This is a genomic window from Shewanella sp. MR-4 (genome assembly GCF_000014685.1).
GTDB lineage: Bacteria > Pseudomonadota > Gammaproteobacteria > Enterobacterales > Shewanellaceae > Shewanella.
The window spans coordinates 4,510,800-4,530,214 of sequence record NC_008321.1; the positions used below are offsets into that span (position 1 = coordinate 4,510,800).

Annotated in this window: 16 protein-coding genes; 12 read left to right on the forward strand and 4 right to left on the reverse strand. The window is 49.3% G+C overall.

Features of this window, described 5'->3' with window-relative positions; translation table 11 throughout:
• The gene (locus tag SHEWMR4_RS19715; RefSeq protein WP_011624497.1) at positions 1–276 is read left to right on the forward strand and encodes a DUF1145 domain-containing protein; all 276 of its coding nucleotides are present in this window, start codon (positions 1–3) and stop codon (positions 274–276) included.
• 70 nt (positions 277–346) lie between these two features.
• On the opposite strand, the gene cymA is transcribed toward SHEWMR4_RS19715, so the two are convergent.
• Positions 347–910: a NapC/NirT family cytochrome c CymA gene (gene cymA, locus SHEWMR4_RS19720; RefSeq protein WP_011624498.1), complete on the reverse strand. Its 564-nt coding sequence runs from the start codon at positions 908–910 to the stop codon at positions 347–349.
• Between the two features lie 413 nt (positions 911–1,323).
• On the opposite strand from cymA, the gene SHEWMR4_RS19725 reads away from it, so the two are divergent.
• The 8 genes from SHEWMR4_RS19725 (at position 1,324) to SHEWMR4_RS19760 (ending at position 11,474) form a co-directional block, all read left to right on the forward strand.
• Positions 1,324–1,686, forward strand: coding sequence for a hypothetical protein (locus SHEWMR4_RS19725; protein WP_011624499.1), 363 nt, complete (start codon positions 1,324–1,326; stop codon positions 1,684–1,686).
• A gap of 102 nt (positions 1,687–1,788) precedes the next feature.
• Positions 1,789–2,244: a DUF2057 family protein gene (locus SHEWMR4_RS19730; RefSeq protein ID WP_011624500.1), complete on the forward strand. Its 456-nt coding sequence runs from the start codon at positions 1,789–1,791 to the stop codon at positions 2,242–2,244.
• Positions 2,245–2,316: 72 nt separating this feature from the next.
• The gene (locus tag SHEWMR4_RS19735; RefSeq protein ID WP_011624501.1) at positions 2,317–2,793 is read left to right on the forward strand and encodes a hypothetical protein; all 477 of its coding nucleotides are present in this window, start codon (positions 2,317–2,319) and stop codon (positions 2,791–2,793) included.
• 219 nt (positions 2,794–3,012) lie between these two features.
• Positions 3,013–3,273, forward strand: a complete 261-nt coding sequence (locus SHEWMR4_RS19740) for a heavy metal-binding domain-containing protein (RefSeq protein WP_023266436.1) — start codon at positions 3,013–3,015, stop codon at positions 3,271–3,273.
• Between the two features lie 21 nt (positions 3,274–3,294).
• A complete protein-coding gene (locus SHEWMR4_RS19745) occupies positions 3,295–4,803 on the forward strand; it encodes an efflux RND transporter periplasmic adaptor subunit (protein ID WP_011624503.1) in 1,509 nt (502 codons plus the stop codon).
• A gap of 9 nt (positions 4,804–4,812) precedes the next feature.
• Positions 4,813–7,950 carry an efflux RND transporter permease subunit gene (locus SHEWMR4_RS19750; protein WP_011624504.1) on the forward strand — a complete coding sequence of 1,046 codons (3,138 nt, stop codon included), beginning with the start codon at positions 4,813–4,815 and terminating at the stop codon, positions 7,948–7,950.
• Positions 7,951–8,128: 178 nt separating this feature from the next.
• A complete protein-coding gene (locus tag SHEWMR4_RS19755) occupies positions 8,129–9,286 on the forward strand; it encodes a ribonuclease T2 (RefSeq protein ID WP_011624505.1) in 1,158 nt (385 codons plus the stop codon).
• A 226-nt stretch (positions 9,287–9,512) separates the two neighbouring features.
• Positions 9,513–11,474, forward strand: a complete 1,962-nt coding sequence (locus tag SHEWMR4_RS19760; protein WP_011624506.1) for a methyl-accepting chemotaxis protein — start codon at positions 9,513–9,515, stop codon at positions 11,472–11,474.
• A 112-nt stretch (positions 11,475–11,586) separates the two neighbouring features.
• Here SHEWMR4_RS19760 and SHEWMR4_RS19765 read toward each other — a convergent pair whose 3' ends face one another.
• The 3 genes from SHEWMR4_RS19765 to plsB form a co-directional block, all read right to left on the reverse strand.
• Positions 11,587–12,363, reverse strand: a complete 777-nt coding sequence (locus SHEWMR4_RS19765) for a VOC family protein (RefSeq protein WP_011624507.1) — start codon at positions 12,361–12,363, stop codon at positions 11,587–11,589.
• A 132-nt stretch (positions 12,364–12,495) separates the two neighbouring features.
• Complete coding sequence (gene mtr, locus SHEWMR4_RS19770) at positions 12,496–13,752, reverse strand: tryptophan permease (RefSeq protein ID WP_011624508.1); 1,257 nt, start codon at positions 13,750–13,752, stop codon at positions 12,496–12,498.
• Positions 13,752–16,175, reverse strand: a complete 2,424-nt coding sequence (gene plsB / locus SHEWMR4_RS19775; protein WP_011624509.1) for a glycerol-3-phosphate 1-O-acyltransferase PlsB — start codon at positions 16,173–16,175, stop codon at positions 13,752–13,754. The genes mtr and plsB overlap by 1 nt, the downstream gene beginning before the upstream one ends.
• Before the next feature lie 161 nt (positions 16,176–16,336).
• Between plsB and lexA the strand changes: the two genes are divergently transcribed.
• The 3 genes from lexA to coxB all read left to right on the forward strand — a co-directional run bounded on the left by lexA (position 16,337) and on the right by coxB (position 19,415).
• Positions 16,337–16,957 (forward strand): transcriptional repressor LexA, encoded by a 621-nt coding sequence (lexA, locus tag SHEWMR4_RS19780; RefSeq protein ID WP_011624510.1) that lies wholly within the window; start codon positions 16,337–16,339, stop codon positions 16,955–16,957.
• Positions 16,954–17,466, forward strand: a complete 513-nt coding sequence (locus tag SHEWMR4_RS19785; protein WP_011624511.1) for a cell division inhibitor SulA — start codon at positions 16,954–16,956, stop codon at positions 17,464–17,466. The genes lexA and SHEWMR4_RS19785 overlap by 4 nt, the downstream gene beginning before the upstream one ends.
• A gap of 407 nt (positions 17,467–17,873) precedes the next feature.
• Entirely contained in the window at positions 17,874–19,415 is a 1,542-nt protein-coding gene (coxB, locus tag SHEWMR4_RS19790; protein WP_011624512.1) for a cytochrome c oxidase subunit II, read from the forward strand.

Genomic DNA, 19,415 nt, shown 5'->3' on the forward strand with positions numbered 1-19,415 from the left:
ATGTCGTTTCTGATCAATATGGGCAAAGCCATTACCTTAATCGCGTGGCTGATGATGGCTTATAACCTTGTAATACCTTTTGCAGGCAATATCGGCATTATTCTCAATATCTTGCTCGGCATTACTTGCTTGATGCATTGCTTCCAAGTCGCCATCTTCCATATGCTATTTAAAAACCTGCTGACGCTACGCAAGCAAGATTATCTGCAAGTGTTTATCTTCGGTGTGTTTAGCCTTTTGGCTTTTCGCAAACAGGTTTTATCCCAATCCAATTAATGCTCGGAAAGCAAAAAGCCCTCTTACGAGGGCTTTTAATTTGAACATCAGGCTATTGAAGCGCTAAACCTTATCCTTTTGGATAGGGGTGAGCGACACCTTTGTGGCAATCCACACAGGTCTTTCTCGCTTCAGGATCTTTCTTGAAGTTGTTGCTGTGCATTCTCACTGCCATTGGCTTCATAGATTCAGGCTGGTTCTCATAAATGCGAGTATGGCAGTGTTGGCAGTTCGCAGAATCATTACCACGGAAGTAAGCCAATGCTTTATCAGCTTGCTCTTTGCGGTTTTCGTCTAACCAAGCTTGAGTGTTAAAGCCATCGATAGTTAAGAAACCATATAAGTCTTTAGATACGATAATTTTCTTAATTAAGTAATCCACTGGACCGTGGGGTAAGTGGCAGTCTTGACACTGTACTGTCACACCCGCACGACCACCGCCGTGGGCAGAGGCTAACACTTCATCTTTCAATGAGTGGTTGCTATGGCAGCTCATACAGAATGCGTCTTCGCTTGTCGCATGTAAGGTTTGCTGGGTTGCAAAGTAGCCCACAACACCGACAACAATACCGACGACGATCAGCGCCAGGATGGAATATTTTGCGCTTGGTTTAAATAGTGCACGCCAGTTCATCACTCTATCTCCAAAAAATATTGTCAAAATTAGTTTTTATAAGACTATTTTATATTTTTTCATTTATTAGAAATTTGATTTTAAGCCTAAAAATGCCCATTAATTTAAACTTAAAAGTGCAAAATGAGACTTAGGTCTAACTCTTAATACATAACTCACTCAACCCAGCTTAGCAGAGCTTGAGGGTACTTCAACTCACGCTAATACATTAATCATTATGCTAAGCGACCAATGATTAAGTACTACCTTATGAAGCTAAGGCAATGAAATCATTTTTAGAATACAAAAATGTGATCAAGACGACATTTAACCTGCAAAGCCACAGTGTGATACATAAAAAAACAAAATGAGTATGAAACTTTTCACCAACTTTAATGGTCATTAGAGGTAGACATTATTTTAAGTGAGTTTTTATGGCTAAGTTTTGGATCACCATAGCACTGTTATTTTCACTTATCGCCCAATCGGCGATGGTGAATGCTATGCCAACTTCAGCGATGAATGACTTCCACGATACGCCCAGCATGCAAATGGTCGATGGCAAGATGAAGTGTACTATGCCCGATTGTCCTTCGGACGAATGCATGCTGCATTGCCAAGACTCCCTCACCAACCACTGTAAAACCCATTGTCTCGCACAACTTTATCTCTCTACGTCACAACCCCAACTCGCACTGATGAATCATGCGAGTAAGCGTATTGCAGTCCAAAGCTGGGCGATTCAAACGGCCGATCTCGGGTTAACCACACCCCCTCCCAACTCCAATTTGCTGTAACCGATCTGTTTTAAGTTTTAGCAATTAAATCGATTCAATATTCCGCGATGATGACGCCACGATTGCGCGCTCACGCGATATAGCAAATTTTTGGAGTTTATTATGAAAACCACTTTAATTAACAAAACCTTAGTTGGCGCGACTTTAATCATGAGCACTCTGGCGATTAGCATGACGGCTAACGCAGCAACCCTAAAAGGTACAGAAACACTCAATGTTGTCAGCATTAATGGTCAAGCCACTAAAGCGTTTAAACCCGTTGAACTGCCCGAAGGTAAAGTACTGGTTGAAGTTAAATATCAAGATGTATTCAACTACCGTGCGGACGACAGCGGCACTTGGGTGAAGTCAGAACCTTTATTCTTTACCTTAGATGTTGCATCTCAGTCTAATTACCAAATTAGCACGCCTAAATTAGTCAGTGAGGCGGATGCGAGACGTTTTATTAAAAATCCCAGCATTCAATTAAGTGTGGATAATGCGACGCCACAGCCACAGCCATTGCAAAACCACAGCCAATTAATGGCGGATATGTTGGAAAACCATCCCTCAAAATAATTAAACCGTAGGAGTTTATAAACAGGGGCATTAACTGAAATGTGAGTTAACTCATTGCAGGATAATGCCTCTATGCTAAAATCGAGCCGTTCATTATTTGGAATATTTATGCATCACACACTAGGTCGTTCACTATTAGTCATATTCACTTTACTCGCACTCGTCGGGCAAAGTGTTGCGTCTAATGGTCACGCTATGGTGATGCGCTCTATGGAAATGAGCGCTATGGTTCATAACCCTTCCAGCCAAGGAATGGACCATGCCGCCATGATGCAGATGAACACAGAGAACCGAGCTGATTCAGGTGCAATGGCCAGTACAGATTGCTGTAACGATCAAATGCTTCCCGGCGCGAAGCAGCACTGCTGTGATGGCACCACATCTTGTCTTAATGACTGTGGACATTGTTTAACGATTTCAGTTGCCGGCACTCTTTTCAGCCCACACCTTTGGCCCAGTGTTGGACTGAGTGATACCCCAGTGGCCACTCCTATGCCTCATTTCCACTCTATCTCCCTGTCTTCGGCCTTTAAACCGCCGATAGCCTAGCCTCATTGTGCCCTTTTTTCAGGGCGAACAAAGCTAACAATTTATTTCGCCGTTTATTGTGGTGCACCAACAACTCAGCACCCAGAGTAAAGCAAAAGCGTAGTACTGACCCAGCTGACCGCTATGGCAGCCCTATTCGCGCAGGTTATCGGCGCAGAATAATACCAGTCACGTTTTATGCACTCATATCCGGCTACCAAACCCGATGGAGTGAACAATATGAAAACCTTAACTAATCTTGCCTTAGTTGCATTTTTAATGACCAGCACCAGTGTGTTTGCTACGGCAACGCCCCATGAGCACCACCATGACAATGCAGCGCCACAGGAACAAGCTCAAACCTATGTTTGCCCTATGCACCCAGAAGTGACAGGTAACAAAGGTGACACTTGCCCTAAATGTGGCATGAATTTAGAGCCAAAAGCGACTGAAGAGAAAATGGCTGACGGTGCAATGCACAAAGACCACGCGCACCACTAAGCTAGGCTGGAGATGAGGCATATGAAGCAATTTTATAAAGTAAAAAAGCCGGGCCCTAAGGCTGTATTGATACTCAGCAGCCTACTGATGGGAACGCCTTGGTTAACCCAAGCACAGCTCGTTAATGCTGCAACACAAGCTGAAGCGGGCCACGAACATGCGCACGATACTAACAGCGCAAATCAAGTCAAAACCTACACTTGCCCAATGCACCCCGAGGTTGAAAGTCACGAACCCGGTCGTTGCCCTAAGTGCAATATGTTCCTCGTTGAGAAGGAAGAAGAGGAAGAGGCAAGCGCTGCCGGCCAACATGCGGATCATCAAGCCAGTGGCGCAAGCCAAAATGCGGCGCAAGTCTTTGATACACCAACGCCTAAAGCCAATAGCTTAGTCAAGAATCAAAGTTCAGGGGCAACCATAAAATACGTCTGCCCTATGCACGCCCACATTATTAGTGATGTGCCAGGCACTTGCCCTATCTGCGGCATGAATTTAGAAAAGGTTGAAACCGGCGGTAATACCCAAGAAATCAACCTCAACGTCTCTGGCAGCATGCAGCAAGCACTCGCCCTGAAAGTCGCCGAGGTTAAACGCGATACCCTATGGAAATTTGTCGAAACAGTGGGCCAAATAGACTACGACGAGAGCCAAATCAACCATGTGCACGCCCGTGTTACTGGCTGGATTGAGAAGCTGATGATCAAATCCGTTGGCGATTCAGTCAAAAAAGGCCAGCTGTTATACGAGATCTATTCACCCGATCTGATTAACGCCCAGGATGACTATCTATTAGCGCTCGATACCTCTAAGGCTTCGGGCAATAATAACCGTTACCAAGATTTAGTGCGTAAAGCGGGGCTGCGTTTGTCATTACTAGGGATGAATGAAAAGCAAATTCAACAACTTGCTGACTCACGTCAGACCCAGTACCGCGTGCCTTTCTATGCCCTGCAAGATGGTATTGTTAAAGCACTCGATGTGCGTGATGGCATGTATATCCAGCCCTCTACTGAGGTGATGTCGGTTGTCGACCTTTCCAAAGTGTGGGTGATCGCCGATGTGTTTGAAAACGAGCAAAGCTGGATTGCCCTAGGGCAGAAAGCCGAAGTCTCTGTGCCCGCCATGAATATCAGCGGTATCGAAGGCACCATTGACTATATCTACCCAGAGCTTGACCCCATCACCCGCAGCTTAAGAGTGCGTGTGGTGCTGAATAATACCGATGTCTCCCTCAGACCTAAGACGCTTGCCAAGGTCTCGCTCTTCGGCGGGCCCAATAAAGATGTGTTAGTGATCCCGCAGGAAGCCCTAATCCAAACGGGTAAAGAAAACCGCGTAATAGTAAAACAAGCCGATGACAGCTTCACCGCTAAGGCCGTGACGGTCGGCATGATGAGCCAAGGTAAGGCCGAAATAGTCTCGGGTCTCAGTGAAGGTGAACGCGTGGTGACATCGGGACAATTCCTACTCGACTCCGAGGCCAGCCTCAAGGGCAGCTTAATGCGTTTAAGCAGCGGCCATCAGCACTAGGAGCGGATTATGTTGAAATATATTATCGAGTCCTCGATCAGACAAAGGCTCATGGTGTTGATTATCGCCATGATGATCACTGTCTGGGGGATACAGGAGCTGCGTAAAACGCCGCTCGATGCCCTGCCGGACTTATCCGACGTACAGGTGATTATTAAGACTCCTTATCCGGGTCAAGCGCCAAAATTGGTTGAAGAACAAGTAACTTACCCACTCTCAACCGCCATGTTAGCCGTGCCCGGTGCAAAAACCGTGCGGGGTTTCTCGATGTTTGGTGACTCTTATGTGTATGTGATCTTCGAAGATGGCACCGACATCTATTGGGCGCGTTCGCGGGTGTTGGAGTATTTAAGCCAGATCAGCAGTCGCTTACCTCAAGGGGTACAACCCTCACTCGGCCCCGATGCCTCAGGCGTGGGTTGGGTATTTGAGTACGCACTGGTCGATCGCTCCGGCAACTTAGACCTGTCTCAGCTCAAGAGCTTGCAAGACTGGTATCTCAAACTCGAGCTACAAAGTGTTGCCGGCGTCTCCGAAGTTGCGACCGTTGGCGGCATGGAACAAACCTATCAGATCGTGCTTGAGCCGGACAAAATGGCGATTTATAAGCTCGATATCGCCGCCGTTAAGCAAGCGATCGATAAAGCCAACAGCGAGGCAGGTGGTTCTGTGGTCGAAATGGCCGAAGCCGAATACATGGTGCGCGCTAAGGGTTATCGCCAAACCTTAGAGGATTTCCGTGAAATTCCTTTAGGGATCACTAGCCCATCCGGCACAGGCTTGTTGCTTAAGGATGTTGCGACCGTCCGTAAAGGCCCAGCTTCTCGCCGTGGTATTGCCGAGCTAGATGGCGAAGGCGAAGTCGTGGGCGGTATTGTGGTCATGCGTTACGGTGAAAACGCCCTCGCAACTATCGATGCGGTCAAAGCCAAACTTGAAGAGTTAAAAACCGGTCTGCCTGACGGCGTGGAAATCATTCCAACCTATGACCGTTCGCAACTGATCCAAAAGTCCGTCGACAACCTATTCAGCAAAGTGGTCGAAGAAATGCTGGTCGTGGGCTTAGTGTGTCTGCTGTTTTTGCTGCATGCGCGCTCAACCTTAGTGGCCGTTATCACCTTGCCACTGTCGATTCTCATCGCCTTTATTGTGATGAACAAAATGGGCGTGAATGCCAACATCATGAGCCTTGGCGGTATCGCCATTGCTATCGGTGCGGTCGTTGACGGTGCCATCGTTATGATCGAAAACCTGCACAAACATTTGGAGCATTTTAAAGCCGAGCACGACCGTGAGCCTTCGGTAAAAGAGCATTGGCGTATTGTGACCGAGGCTTCGATTGAAGTCGGCCCAGCGCTATTTTTCTCGCTGATTATCATCACCTTAAGCTTTGTGCCCGTCTTCGCGCTAGAGGCACAGGAAGGACGCTTATTCGCACCGCTCGCCTACACCAAAACCTTTGCTATGGCGGCGGCCGCATTTTTATCTATTACCTTAGTGCCCATTCTCATGGGTTACTTTATCCGAGGGAAAATCCCAAGCGAGCGCAGTAACCCTATCAGTCGCGTACTGATTGCCCTGTATCAACCGGCATTAAAACTGGTACTTAAGTTCCCTAAAGTCACCATAGTGCTTGCCTTAGTGGCATTGGCGAGTGCTTGGTATCCTATGACGCGCATGGGCAGTGAGTTTATGCCCGCCCTCGAAGAGGGGGATTTACTCTATATGCCAACGGCACTGCCTGGGATCAGCGCCAGTAAAGCCGCCGAAGTGCTACAACAGACCGACCGTTTGATTAAAACCGTCCCTGAAGTGGCCCGCGTATTCGGCAAGGTCGGCCGCGCCGAAACCGCAACCGATCCCGCGCCGCTGACCATGCTCGAAACCACGATTATGCTCAAACCCCATAACGAATGGCGTGAGGGCATGACCTTAGACGGCATCATTAATCAGTTGCAGCAAACGGTGAAAGTGCCCGGGTTAACCAACGCTTGGGTGCAACCGATTAAAACCCGTATCGATATGCTGTCGACGGGGATTAAAACCCCCGTGGGGATTAAGATCACCGGCGCCGATGTCAATGAGTTACAAACCCTAGGCGCTAAGATTGAGGCTATCTTGAGTAAAGTGCCGCACACCAAATCGGCCTACGCCGAACGCAGTGGTGGCGGTCGCTATATTGATATCAGCCCCAAACTCGATGTAGCCGCCCGCTATGGTATGACACTACAGGATATCCAAGATGTAGTACGTTACGCGATTGGCGGTATGGATATTGGCGAGTCGGTGCAGGGCTCAGAGCGTTACCCCATCAACCTGCGTTACCCACGCGAACTGCGTGACAATATCGAGAAACTGCGCGAACTGCCGGTGATCACTAAATCAGGCCATTATTTGCCACTGCGTAACTTGGCCGACATCGAAATTACCGATGGCGCGCCAATGCTTAAGAGTGAAAACGGCCGCTTAATTTCGTGGGTGTTTATCGATATCGAAGGCACTTCGATTGGTGAATATATCGCGGCTGCCAAAACAGCCTTGGATGAGGAACTCGTGGTCCCAGCCCGTTACAGCTACAGCTTTGCGGGTCAGTACGAGTACATGCAGCGGGTCGACGCTAAACTCAAGCAAGTGATCCCCATGGCACTCGGGGTGATCTTTATCCTGCTGATGATGACCTTTGGCTCGACCATGCAGGCCAGCATTATTATGCTCAGTCTTCCCTTCGCCCTCGTGGGTAGCACTTGGTTGTTGTATCTACTCGACTACAACATCTCGGTCGCCGTTGCCGTGGGGATGATCGCCCTTGCGGGGGTCGCCGCCGAATTCGGGGTGGTGATGTTGGTGTACCTCAATAACGCCATTAAACATAGGCAGGAGAAAAACACCTACCACACAGTCGAGGACTTAAAAGAAGCCTTGATTGAAGGTGCGGTAATGCGTATTCGACCTAAAGCAATGACAGTAGCAACCATCTTCTTCGGCCTCTTGCCCATCATGTGGGGTGCGGGTTCGGGTAACGATGTGATGCAAAAAATCGCCGCACCTATGGTCGGCGGTATGGTGACAGCACCGATATTGTCGCTGTTTGTTCTGCCTGCACTGTATCTGTTGATCTACGCTCGCCAAATCAATAAAACCGAATAACCCTTTGCTTTAATTCACCATAACCCCTAGCGAGATTAACGCTAGGGGTTATGTTTTTTGAATTCAAAGTAGTTTTTCAGTCCATATCCTATTCGCGTATTCGGCAATTTCACTGCACAATAGCAGCTTGCAACACTATGTGTTTGTGCCACCGCCATAGCAGAAAGGACGCCAGCGAATGACAGCTTTATTTTCCCCTCCCATCCACAACCGCGCAGGTATTTATCGCCATAGCTTTGGCTTACTGGGGCTGTTTTTAATAGGTTTTACACCCATCGCACTTCAGGCGGCTCCTGCCTCGGGAGAGTTTGTCGCTAGCAAGCGCTGCGAACTGTTTCAGTCTAAAAATAAACAAACCAATCCCGATAATTGGCAGAGCAATATTGGCGAGCGTTATCCCGTTGCCGAAATTTTAGGTAACAGTGCCAACCCAGATTGGCTCAGGGTGCGAACCAATGCCAACAGCTCGCCACTGCGTTGGATAAAAGGTGATTGCGGACAATACAATGTCGCAGCTACAGCGCCCGCCGAATCCATAGCGACCGCTCAGCCCACCGCGAATGTCGAGCCCGCGCAAACAAGCCTCACTAGCGAGAGCACGGCAGTTAAGAGTGAAAAACCGCAAGAACGTAGCACGCCAGAGAAGCGCCAAGGCAATGTGTGCCAAATCGAGGATAACTACGACTCCAATGTGCTCGCACTGAGTTGGCAGAGCACCTTTTGCGAACTCTATGGCAGCCGCAAACCCGAGTGCCGCGCCTTAAGCCAGAACAGTGACGCGCCTCAGTGGCAACACTTTAGCCTGCATGGCCTCTGGCCGAATCGCCAGCAATGTGGCACCCGTTACGGCTTTTGCAGCAGCGTGAAACAACAACCGAGTGATTTTTGTGATTATCCCGAGGTGACGCTCAATGCCTCCGTCCAAAAAAATCTCGAGGAAGTGATGCCAAGCGCCCGCTACGGCAGCTGTTTAGAGCGCCATGAATGGTGGAAACATGGCACCTGTCGCAACCAAGACCCTAATGACTACTTCTTACTGGCGACTCAGCTGACACAGGAAGTGAATGCCTCGGCATGGGTGCAACTATTTATCCATGAAAGAATCGGTAAAAAAGTGACTCAACAGGAGCTAAATCAGAGCTTTGATGCCAGCTTTGGCCAAGGTGCGCACACTAAAGTCACCCTAGACTGCGCCAAAGGACTCTTGAGTGAAATCCGCATTAACCTGCCTCAAGTCATCAACAACTCCGACTCTTTGCCGAGTCTGCTCGCGAAGGCGCCGAAGGCGAAAAAAACCAATTGCCCGGCCACACTGTTAATCGACAATCCAAACTAACCGCGTACGGCCAGTGGCGAGGCATATCGCCACTGGCAACCGCTTATAAACCAAGAGGCTAAAAACGGTTATCCCTCGCAAACGCCCTCGCCCAATATTAACGAAACTTCATTTAAGCTGTCCCTTTACCTCAGGATATGTCTCCTATACTCAAACAAGCCGTGCCTAGTACAGGAGCTAGCGCTTTAATCCAAGCCATGGAAGACAAGTTTATTCTGAGGTAACTATGTTTTCTATCAATCAGTTAACGCTCACTAAAAAGCTTGCAATCGTTCCTGTCTTTCTCGTTGCCATGCTTATCACTTTAGGGGTATTAAGCTACTTTGCCCTGACCGACATTGATAATCGGATGCGCGCCGTTACCGAAGATCTTGCCCCAGAAAGCGATCTCACCAGTAGCCTGCTACAGGAAATTTATCGCCTGCGCCTCACGGTAAAAACCTATGTCAAAACCGGCTCCAGCGAGACGGCAGCCGAATTTAGCGCCCAAGACAGCAAAACCCGCGACATATTGGCAAAGGCCAAAGCCCATATAGATAATCCTGAACGAACTCAAATGCTTGAGCAGATCATTGCCCATGAAAAAGAGTACGTGGATATTTTTAATCGCCAAGTCGTAACTAATCAGCAGCAAAGAGCCAAGCTAGTCACCGGCATACTCGACGTTAAAGGGCCCGAAATCGAGAAAATTATCTCCCAGATCATGCAGTCATCTTTTACCGATGGCGATGTTCAGGGCGCCTTCTTCGCCGGTAAAAATCTGCGTGAACTGCTCTTGGCTCGCCTCTATGTCAGCAAGTTTCTCCTCGATAACCAAGCCGATCAGGCTCAGCGTTTTCGGGATGAAATCGTCAACACTCATACCACTATGGATGAGCTTGCCGCCGCGCTCGATAACTTGAGCTATCAATCACAAGTCAAGCAAGCCGCCGGACTGCTCAGCGAGTATGAACAAGCGGCCAACGGGGTTTTTGAGGCGATTAACAACCGCAATCAAGCCATAGTGCAGCTCGATAATATCGGCATCGAAATGGCGCAGATAACCTCAGATCTGCAAGACAATACCATGAAGTCTCTCTCCGAAGCGGGCGATATCGCCGCCAAGGAAGTCAGCCAAAAAATCATCTTTATCAACATTATCCTGCTGATCGCGATTCTGCTTTCCGCCTTTATTACCGTGATAGTGACCCAAAGCCTGCTGCGTACCATACGTGAAGTGGTGGCACTACTGAATGAAATCGCCGATGGCGAGGCCGATCTCACCCAGCGCCTCCCCGTAAACGGCCATGACGAACTGACCCAACTTGCCAAAAACTTTAACCGCTTTGTGCTGCGGATCCAGCAGTTAGTCGCCGAAGTTAAAGACACAACGGTCCAAATGGTTAGCGCATCAACCCAGTTAAACAGTGTGACTCACAGTGCGACTCAAGACATGAGTTTGCAGCAGAATGAAACCCAACTCGTCGCCTCGGCCATCACTGAAATGGCCGCCAGTGCCGTCGAAGTTGCCGCCAGTGCAGATACTGCCAATAAGCTCTCAGAAGATGCCAAAGCACAAGCCCTCCTCGGCCGCGAGACTGTTACCCGCGCCACCCATTCGATGAGGGAACTGGCGAGCAAAGTCGAAGCCTCGGCCACCACCATAGAACAGTTACGTAATGACAGCGATAAGATTGGTGCCGTGCTGGATGTGATCCGCGCCATTGCCGAGCAAACCAACCTGTTGGCGCTCAACGCGGCTATCGAAGCGGCTCGAGCAGGCGAGCAAGGACGAGGCTTTGCCGTGGTTGCCGATGAAGTACGTTCACTTGCCAGCAGAACGCAAGAATCGACCAAGCAAATCCAGCAAATCATCCAAACACTGCAGGATAGATCGGGCTCAGCGGCGACCATGATGGGACAAAGCCGAGAAGCCACCAACAGTACGGTCGAGCAAGTGACCCAAGTGGAATCGGCCCTCTCGACTATCACCGAAATGGTCATGTCGATCACCCACTCGGTCTCGCAAATGGCCCACGCTGCCGAGCAGCAGTCGACCGTGGTGGAAGAAATTAATATGTCGATCAACAGCGTGAATGACAGCGCCAACCGTACTCTGACGGGGGTTAAACAGGCTGCCAGCTCTGCCAATGGCTTGCTGGGGATAGGTCAACAGCTGGATGGTTTAGTGAGTGAGTTTAAGGTGTAGCCAGTAGCGGATAAAGGAATAAGCGCATCGACATAAGACCATATAAAACCTAGGTATGACTCAATAAACCTAGGTTTTATTGTCTTTTATGCTGAAATCTCTCCTCGCCAGCTTAAGATAGCGCATTTAACTTGATGACCGCGAAGGTTGCCCCTTGCGCGTCGGCAATCACCGCAAAACGTCCCACATCGGGGATATCGCTTGGCGGCACGCATATCTGCGCACCTAGCCCCTGCGCTTTAGCGGCAAAGGCATCACAATCCGCCACGACAAAATAAGGCATCCAATGGGCAGGGATCTCGCCCCATTCCGGCATCATTTTCATCATGCCCCCCATAGACTGGCCGTCGATTTGCCACTCGGTGTAATCGATGCCGGGTACATGGCTAGGAAGTGCGGTCCAAGGAAACACTTGAGTGTAAAAACTGGCTTCGGCGCTAGGTTCGCGGCAGGCCAGCTCCACCCAACACAGGGTATTTTCTTCACCTTGGCGACGCGAGCCTGAGTGATTTTTTGCTTGCCACAGGGCAAAGCGCGCCCCTTCGGGGTCGCTCACTTGCGCCATCACGCCCGCGTCACCCACCACATGCGGTCCCATGTGTAATTGCCCACCCGCGGCCAGGATGGCGGCAACCGTCGCCTCGATATCCTTAACCGCAAAATAGATCCGCCAATGGCTAGGGATCTGTGGTTCCGACTCAGGGATTTGATACATGGCCCCTAAATCGTCTCCCTCCAGATTGAACAGCGAGAAATGACCATTAGGAATCGCCATTTCCACCGCATTCCAACCAAACAGTGCGTGGTAAAACCCCTGTGCGCCCTGCCAGTCATGGCTCGCCAGTTCGACCCAACAAGCCTGTCCCTGTGCGTACTGAGTAATCCTCATTGCAGACTCCAATCAAACAGATAATGTGTTCGAGTTAAGCTGGAGTTTGAGCAACTGTCCAGTTTTGACGATAAAAAGATGAATATAAAGAAAAAGCCCTCAATTTGAGGGCTTGATTCGTAGGCGAAATACTTAGGAGAACTGCGGCAATAAATTCGCCATCGCGAGTAGATGACAAGCCCCTGTCACCACGCCATATAGCACCACAAGGATAATTAAGGGCGTGCCACCAAAGACTCTAAAACCTTGATGGTTAGGGAACTGCTGTCTCGATTTATAGGCCATCAGAGCGGGCACTATGACGGCCCAAACGGTTGCCGCTAAGGCTGCGAAACCAATGGCAACCAAAAAACCATCGGGGAACAGCAAACCTAATATGGTCGGCGGCACAAAGGTGACAATTGCCGTTTTCATCCGCCCCGAGCGCGTATCGTCGAACCCGAATAAATCGGCCAAATAATCGAATAAGCCTAAGGTCACGCCAAGGAATGAAGACGCCACAGCCAAGTTAGCAAACAGGGTTAACATGCTGTTTAACCAGCTACTTTCCATCACTTTCGACAAGGCACCGACTAACACACCCATATTGCCACCCTGGGCAATAATCTCACTAAATTGGCTGCGGGGAATGTTGCCCATAGTGGCGACTAACCAGCAGGCATAAATGATCAGCGCAATGAAAGTGCCGACGAAAATCGCTTTGATGATGGTCGATGAATCTTTGCCATAGTACTTCACCAGACTCGGCACATTGCCATGGTAACCAAAACTTGCCAAGCCAAAGGGCAAAGCAGCCCACAGATAAGGCATAAAGCTTTGATTGCCATCCGGTTCGAGCAACTTAGTCACATCAATCTCGATCAGTAAATTACCAATCGCGAGGAAGAAAGTAATAATCATACCGCCGAGCATTATGGTCGTAATACGGTCCACCGCCTTGGTACTGATCAACACGATACAAGCCAGCACAACCGCAAATACTAATCCAGCAACACTCTGGGGTAACTCAATCCCCATACCCTGTAGGCTATGGTTAACAATCGAGCCGCCGCCACTGATGTAGGCGTAGGTTAAGATGTAAAGCACGAAGGCAATCGATACCCCATTCACGATCCGCCAAAACTGACCTAGAGTTTCCTTGGTCAGGGTATCGAAACTCGCTCCCGGTTCGAAATGCAGGTTGGTTTCGAGCAGTAACAATCCCGACATCAACATGCAGAACCAAATACCGAGTAACATCAGTACCGAGTAGCCAAACCACATGCCAGCGCCCACAACGGGCAAAGAAAACATCCCCGCCCCGACTGTGGTGCCGGCAATAATCATGGCACCACCGAGCAAAGACTTGCCCACCGGCTTATTCTTCGCCGCATTCATATGGTTAGCCATTAAACGATATGCTCCGCGGTCACGCTCGCTACTATGGTTTGTCTCACTGAAGCTCTGAGCAAGCTATTGGCTTGATCGCGAATGCGCTCAACGTCGGATTTATCTTCCTTCTCGGAGAAATAACCCAACTCTTTAAGCTTAACACTCAAGGTGTTATAGAGTTTCTTGTCGTAGAATTCTGGTGCGGTAATTCCATGCAGTGCCCCTAAACGTTGGGCCAGCAGATGGCTTTCAGACTCCAGTTCCGAACGCTCCATCTTAGGTCTGTGGGCCAGCAGATTGAAGATAATCGCATAGCGTTGCAAGGTTTCGCTAACGCTTCCGGCCAGCAACAACATTTGGCTGGTGTGCTCGGTCACCACCGACAGCGTATCGCTTTCCTGCACTAGACCCTGCTCAATAAACAGATCCAGCACTTGATTCACATAACTTGGGAGGTCCTTGATACCCATGAATAACTCCGCCTTCAGTAGCGGATAGAAGTCACTCACAATCCCTAGGATATGAGCTCTTGAAATCTGCTTATTGTTGGTTAAGCAGCTGGCAATCAACGACGGAATGATAAACAAGTGGATGATATTGTTACGATAGTAAGTCATTGAAATCGCTTGATTCGCGTCAATAGATACTATCTCACCCAGAGGATCGGCATTGATGGAGAACTTATTCAGCTCTAAACCTTGCTGCACTAAGTGCTTGCCATCACCTTCGGCCACCGACGTAAACGAAGTGTAAGGCACACGCTTAAGCAACGTCAGGTACAAATCTAACTGACGCTCGAGCAAGCAACGCTCTAGGGCATTTTGCTCCGACGCCAATAGCACTAAGCTGGTCAAGGTGATAGAACTGGCGGCGGCGGCATCGTTAATGCGGGTCATCACGCGATTCGCTAACACGTTCACCGCAGGGGTTAACCAAGTTGGTTTTTGCTCGGGATCGTCGGCCACTTCAGCGCGCCAGTTAGGCGCGGTTTCATTCAAGAAGTTTTGCAGTGTAATCGGCTCACCAAAGTTAACATAACCTTGGCCAAAATTACCTAATTTACGAATAGCACCAAAGACTTGCCATACAGATTCTTTCTGTTTTTTCTTACCGCTCAGCTCTTTATGATAAGTCGCCACTTCCATCACGTGATCGTAGCCTAAATACACAGGCACTAAGGTGACAGGGCGTTCGATACCACGCAGCACACTGTTGATCGTCATGGCGATCATGCCCGTTTTCGGCGCCAATAGACGACCGGTGCGAGAACGGCCACCCTCAGAGAAATACTCAACCGAATATCCCTTAGCAAACAGCTGATCGAGGTATTCACGGAACACGGCCGTATAGAGTTTATTGCCGTTAAAACTACGGCGAATAAAGAAAGCGCCGCCACGGCGGAACAGCGGCCCCGCAGGCCAGAAGTTTAGGTTAATCCCCGCCGCAATATGCGGTGGCACCATGCCTTGGTAATACAGAATGTAGGATAACAGCAGGTAATCCATATGGCTGCGATGGCAAGGTACATAAACAATCTCGTGACCATCATGGTGAAGCTGGCGGATTTGTTCAGCACCTTTGATGTTGATACCGCTGTAGAGCTTGTTCCACAACCAAGTTAAGAAACGCTCAGCAATACGCACTAGGCTGTCGGAATAATTCGCTGCAATTTCATCAAGATATTCAATTGCTGTTTCACGGGCTTGGGTTTCGGAAATCTTCTTACTCGCCGCTTCTTCCTGAATCGCCTTGCGTAAGGATTCGGATTTCAGCAGGGAGTGGAACATTGCCTGACGATTCGGCAGCACAGGCCCTGTCATCACCTTGCGTTGGCGGCGGAAATGTACTCTGGCCACCCGCGCTAGTTTATGGGCAATCCCCATATCGGTGCCGTGTTCATCGGCCATGTAACGCAGCGATACCGCATTAGAAAACTGCACAAAGTTGTGACGACCTAAAAATAAGATCATCAAGCACTTACGTAACCAAGTTGGATTCTCGCGCTCAAGAACAGCTGCCTTCATGGTGTCGTCTTCTTTACCCGGAGTACGGCCCCAATACAGACTGACAGGCACCAGCTGAATATCTAACTCTGGCTTTTCCTTATGGACGGCCAACAGGCGCATAAAACATTCGAGGAATGGCTCATTACTGGCACGCTCGCCAAACAAAGGCTTACGGCCTTCGAGGCAAACGACGCGGGGCGCGACAACGCCATTTACCACGAGCGGCTCATAGGGGCTTGGCAAACCCAGCTTAGTGGTGATTTCGCTTAACGCAGCAATATCACTCAGGGATTCTGTTTTCATTACATAAGCAAGCGGTCTGGACGCGTCCAGATTCAGATCGGCAAAGGGATCCTGCGGCACAACAATAGTGTGCACTAAGTGTTTTTGAATCCAGCGTAATGATTTCAACCAAAGAGAGTCTTGTTTAGGCATTATTCTTATGCAATGTAAGTACGTTCATTAGCCCCATAGAATACCAGATTCTAGGGAATATTCGCTAATACTCTCCAATCGCGTTAAAAAGTGGTTAATACTTGCACTACGAATAATACTGTATATACTAACAGTAACTGTATAGAAAAACAGGAAAGAACATGAGACCGTTGACGCCACGCCAAGCCGAAATTTTAGAGCTGATTAAACGTAATATTGCCGAGACTGGCATGCCACCCACCCGGGCCGAAATCGCCACCCGTTTGGGTTTTAAAAGTGCAAATGCCGCCGAGGAACACCTTAAGGCATTGGCGAAAAAAGGCTGCATCGAGATCATGCCTGGCACTTCCCGCGGGATCCGCCTCCCAGTTGAGGAAGAAGATAACAGCGAATCTGGCTTACCACTAATTGGCCAAGTGGCTGCGGGCGAACCTATCCTCGCCCAAGAGCATGTCGAACAGTATTACCAAGTCGACCCCAGCATGTTCCACCCAGCCGCCGATTTCTTGCTGCGCGTCAGAGGCGACAGTATGAAGAACATCGGCATCCTCGAAGGGGATCTGCTCGCCGTTCATAAAGTACAGCAAGCGCGCAATGGCCAAGTAGTTGTTGCTCGCGTTGACGATGATGTAACAGTTAAACGCTTTGAAAAGAAAGGGAATCTCGTTTATCTACATGCTGAAAATGAAGATTACTCCCCGATTAAAGTCGATTTAAGTTTCCAAAGTCTAACAATTGAAGGGCTCGCCGTAGGGGTGATCCGCAATGGAGATTGGCTATGAACAAACTACTAGGTAATGCCCCGCGTCACCCCGGTTTATGGCTCGATGCGGTACGCGAAACCGATACAGACTGGCAGCATACGCCTATCATCACTATGCCCACCGAGAGCCAAGGGCGCCAAGAGCTAATGCAACTTAGCAAACAATTGGCACAACTGAGCCAACAAGGCCGCTGGGTCGTGCTCATCAACCCACCCAGTATTGGCTACAAACAGTTACTGGCCAGCGCTGGCGTGCGTATGGATCGTGTACTCTTAGTCCATGCGAAAGATGAAGTGGAAACCCTGTGGGCCATGGAAAAAGCCTTAACCAGTGGCACTTCCAGCGCAGTAATTACTTGGATCCACTCACTCGATGCCCGCGATAATCGTCGTTTACAAATTGTGGCCAAGAGCGCCCGCGCCATGGGAATCGTGCTCGAAGGTGTCGTAAATCACTCATCTACGGACGCGACACTCAAGCAACCAGCTCACTTTGCCCAAGGTAGTTTTTTTAGCTCTGTTCATTAAAATTTTTGCACTGCGTATTTAGCCTTGAAAGCCGCCTCACCTGTGAATGTGGGGCTTTTTTTTTGGCAATTTTTCAGACAATTAGAAAAAGAAGTGATCTTGATCAATTTTTAAACAGCAAGTATGTTTGATTCAGGCGAGCATAATATATCGCCCGTTTAGGCAAAAAATATCGACGATTTATCGAATATCTCTTGCCCACAAAAATCGAGAATAATGGGTTTATTCAGCAGTATGTGCCAGTGTGGCTAATACCAGCAGTAACAATACTTAATCAAAAGTAAGCCGCCAACGCACGTTGAAGTCAGAGAAGCTTTTTTGGGAACTGAAGAGTTTGCATAGAGTTGAGACTTACTGTGTTGCTCTTCTTTGTAGTTGCTATTCGCAATTGGCAGAGGAGAAGTCTTGTGAAGCAATGGTTGTATTGTTTACTCGTGGTGCTATTCGCCCCACCGTTGCCCGCAGCGGACATGCGGTTCAACATGACCCCCGGCGTAACAGAAATCAGTGGCAAGGTTTATCACTTACACATGACGATTCTGTATATCTGCTGCGCGATAGGCCTAGTGGTTTTTGGCGTGATGATTTATGCCATGATCAACCACAGAAAATCCAAGGGCGCGGTCGCGTCTCACTTCCATGAGAGCACAAAAGTCGAAATCGCGTGGACGATTATTCCTTTTGTCATTCTGATCTTAATGGCGATTCCCGCCACGAAAACTCTGATTGCCATGGAAGATCCCAGCAATGCCGATCTCACGGTAAAAGTCACAGGTTCTCAATGGAAATGGCATTATAGCTACTTCGATCAAGATATTGATTTTTACAGTATTCTCGCGACTCCAAGACCTCAAATCGAAGGAAGTGAAGCCAAGGGAGAGCACTACTTACTCGAGGTCGATAAACCCCTAGTATTACCCATCAATCGTAAAATCCGCTTCTTGATGACCTCAGAGGATGTCATCCACTCATGGTGGATGCCCGCCTTTGCGGTAAAAAAAGACGCTAACCCAGGTTTTATCAACGAGGCGTGGACCCGTATCGACAAACCCGGCATTTACCGTGGCCAATGTGCCGAGCTTTGCGGTAAAGACCATGGCTTTATGCCGATAGTGGTACAGGCATTGCCCGAAGCCGAGTTCGATGCATGGGTTGAAGAACAAAAACAAGCCGCCAATGCCGCTGCGCAAGCCGCACAAGCTGCGTTATCGCAAACACTGACGAAAGAAGAGCTGATGGCTCAGGGTGAGCAAGTTTACCTCGGTCACTGCGCGGCCTGTCACCAACCCAACGGTGAAGGTTTACAGGGGGTATTCCCGCACCTCAAAGGCAGCCCCATTGCGACCGGACCACTGAGCGGCCATCTTGAAATCGTGCTCAATGGTAAAGCGGGTACGGCCATGCAAGCCTTCGGCAAACAATTAACGGCCCAAGAGATTGCCGCCGTAGTTACCTATGAGCGTAATGCGTGGGGCAATAACACGGGGGATGCGGTACAAGCCAAAGACGTAGATGCCCATAAATCCGGTGGCACCAATAGCGAACCAGTTGCAACGACTCCGCCTCCAGCAACTACCGATGCGCCTAAGCCGGCGACAGAACCCGCCGCCAGTGTCGACCCCGCGAGTCTTCCCACGCTTAGCCATGATGAACTGATGGCCGAAGGGGAAAAGACCTATGCCACGATTTGCGCCGCCTGCCACCAGCTAACGGGTGCTGGCATGCCTCCCGCCTTCCCCGCCCTTGCTGGCAGCGCTATCGCAACAGGTCCGGTAGCCAATCACATCGACATAGTGATGCACGGTAAACCGGGCACGGCGATGCAGGCATTTGGCACACAACTCACGCCACAACAGCTTGCCGCCATCATTACCTATGAGCGCAATGCGTGGGGCAACAATACTGGCGATACAGTGCAACCCGCTGATATTGCTCGCCATGGACAGTAG

What these genes read in the sequence shown, in the direction of transcription:
- SHEWMR4_RS19715 (WP_011624497.1), top strand. Translation starts at nt 1, where the DNA reads ATGTCGTTTCTGATCAATATGGGCAAAGCCATTACCTTAATCGCGTGG.
- cymA (WP_011624498.1), bottom strand. Translation starts at nt 910, where the DNA reads ATGAACTGGCGTGCACTATTTAAACCAAGCGCAAAATATTCCATCCTG.
- SHEWMR4_RS19725 (WP_011624499.1), top strand. Translation starts at nt 1,324, where the DNA reads ATGGCTAAGTTTTGGATCACCATAGCACTGTTATTTTCACTTATCGCC.
- SHEWMR4_RS19730 (WP_011624500.1), top strand. Translation starts at nt 1,789, where the DNA reads ATGAAAACCACTTTAATTAACAAAACCTTAGTTGGCGCGACTTTAATC.
- SHEWMR4_RS19735 (WP_011624501.1), top strand. Translation starts at nt 2,317, where the DNA reads ATGCTAAAATCGAGCCGTTCATTATTTGGAATATTTATGCATCACACA.
- SHEWMR4_RS19740 (WP_023266436.1), top strand. Translation starts at nt 3,013, where the DNA reads ATGAAAACCTTAACTAATCTTGCCTTAGTTGCATTTTTAATGACCAGC.
- SHEWMR4_RS19745 (WP_011624503.1), top strand. Translation starts at nt 3,295, where the DNA reads ATGAAGCAATTTTATAAAGTAAAAAAGCCGGGCCCTAAGGCTGTATTG.
- SHEWMR4_RS19750 (WP_011624504.1), top strand. Translation starts at nt 4,813, where the DNA reads ATGTTGAAATATATTATCGAGTCCTCGATCAGACAAAGGCTCATGGTG.
- SHEWMR4_RS19755 (WP_011624505.1), top strand. Translation starts at nt 8,129, where the DNA reads ATGACAGCTTTATTTTCCCCTCCCATCCACAACCGCGCAGGTATTTAT.
- SHEWMR4_RS19760 (WP_011624506.1), top strand. Translation starts at nt 9,513, where the DNA reads ATGTTTTCTATCAATCAGTTAACGCTCACTAAAAAGCTTGCAATCGTT.
- SHEWMR4_RS19765 (WP_011624507.1), bottom strand. Translation starts at nt 12,363, where the DNA reads ATGAGGATTACTCAGTACGCACAGGGACAGGCTTGTTGGGTCGAACTG.
- mtr (WP_011624508.1), bottom strand. Translation starts at nt 13,752, where the DNA reads ATGGCTAACCATATGAATGCGGCGAAGAATAAGCCGGTGGGCAAGTCT.
- plsB (WP_011624509.1), bottom strand. Translation starts at nt 16,175, where the DNA reads ATGCCTAAACAAGACTCTCTTTGGTTGAAATCATTACGCTGGATTCAA.
- lexA (WP_011624510.1), top strand. Translation starts at nt 16,337, where the DNA reads ATGAGACCGTTGACGCCACGCCAAGCCGAAATTTTAGAGCTGATTAAA.
- SHEWMR4_RS19785 (WP_011624511.1), top strand. Translation starts at nt 16,954, where the DNA reads ATGAACAAACTACTAGGTAATGCCCCGCGTCACCCCGGTTTATGGCTC.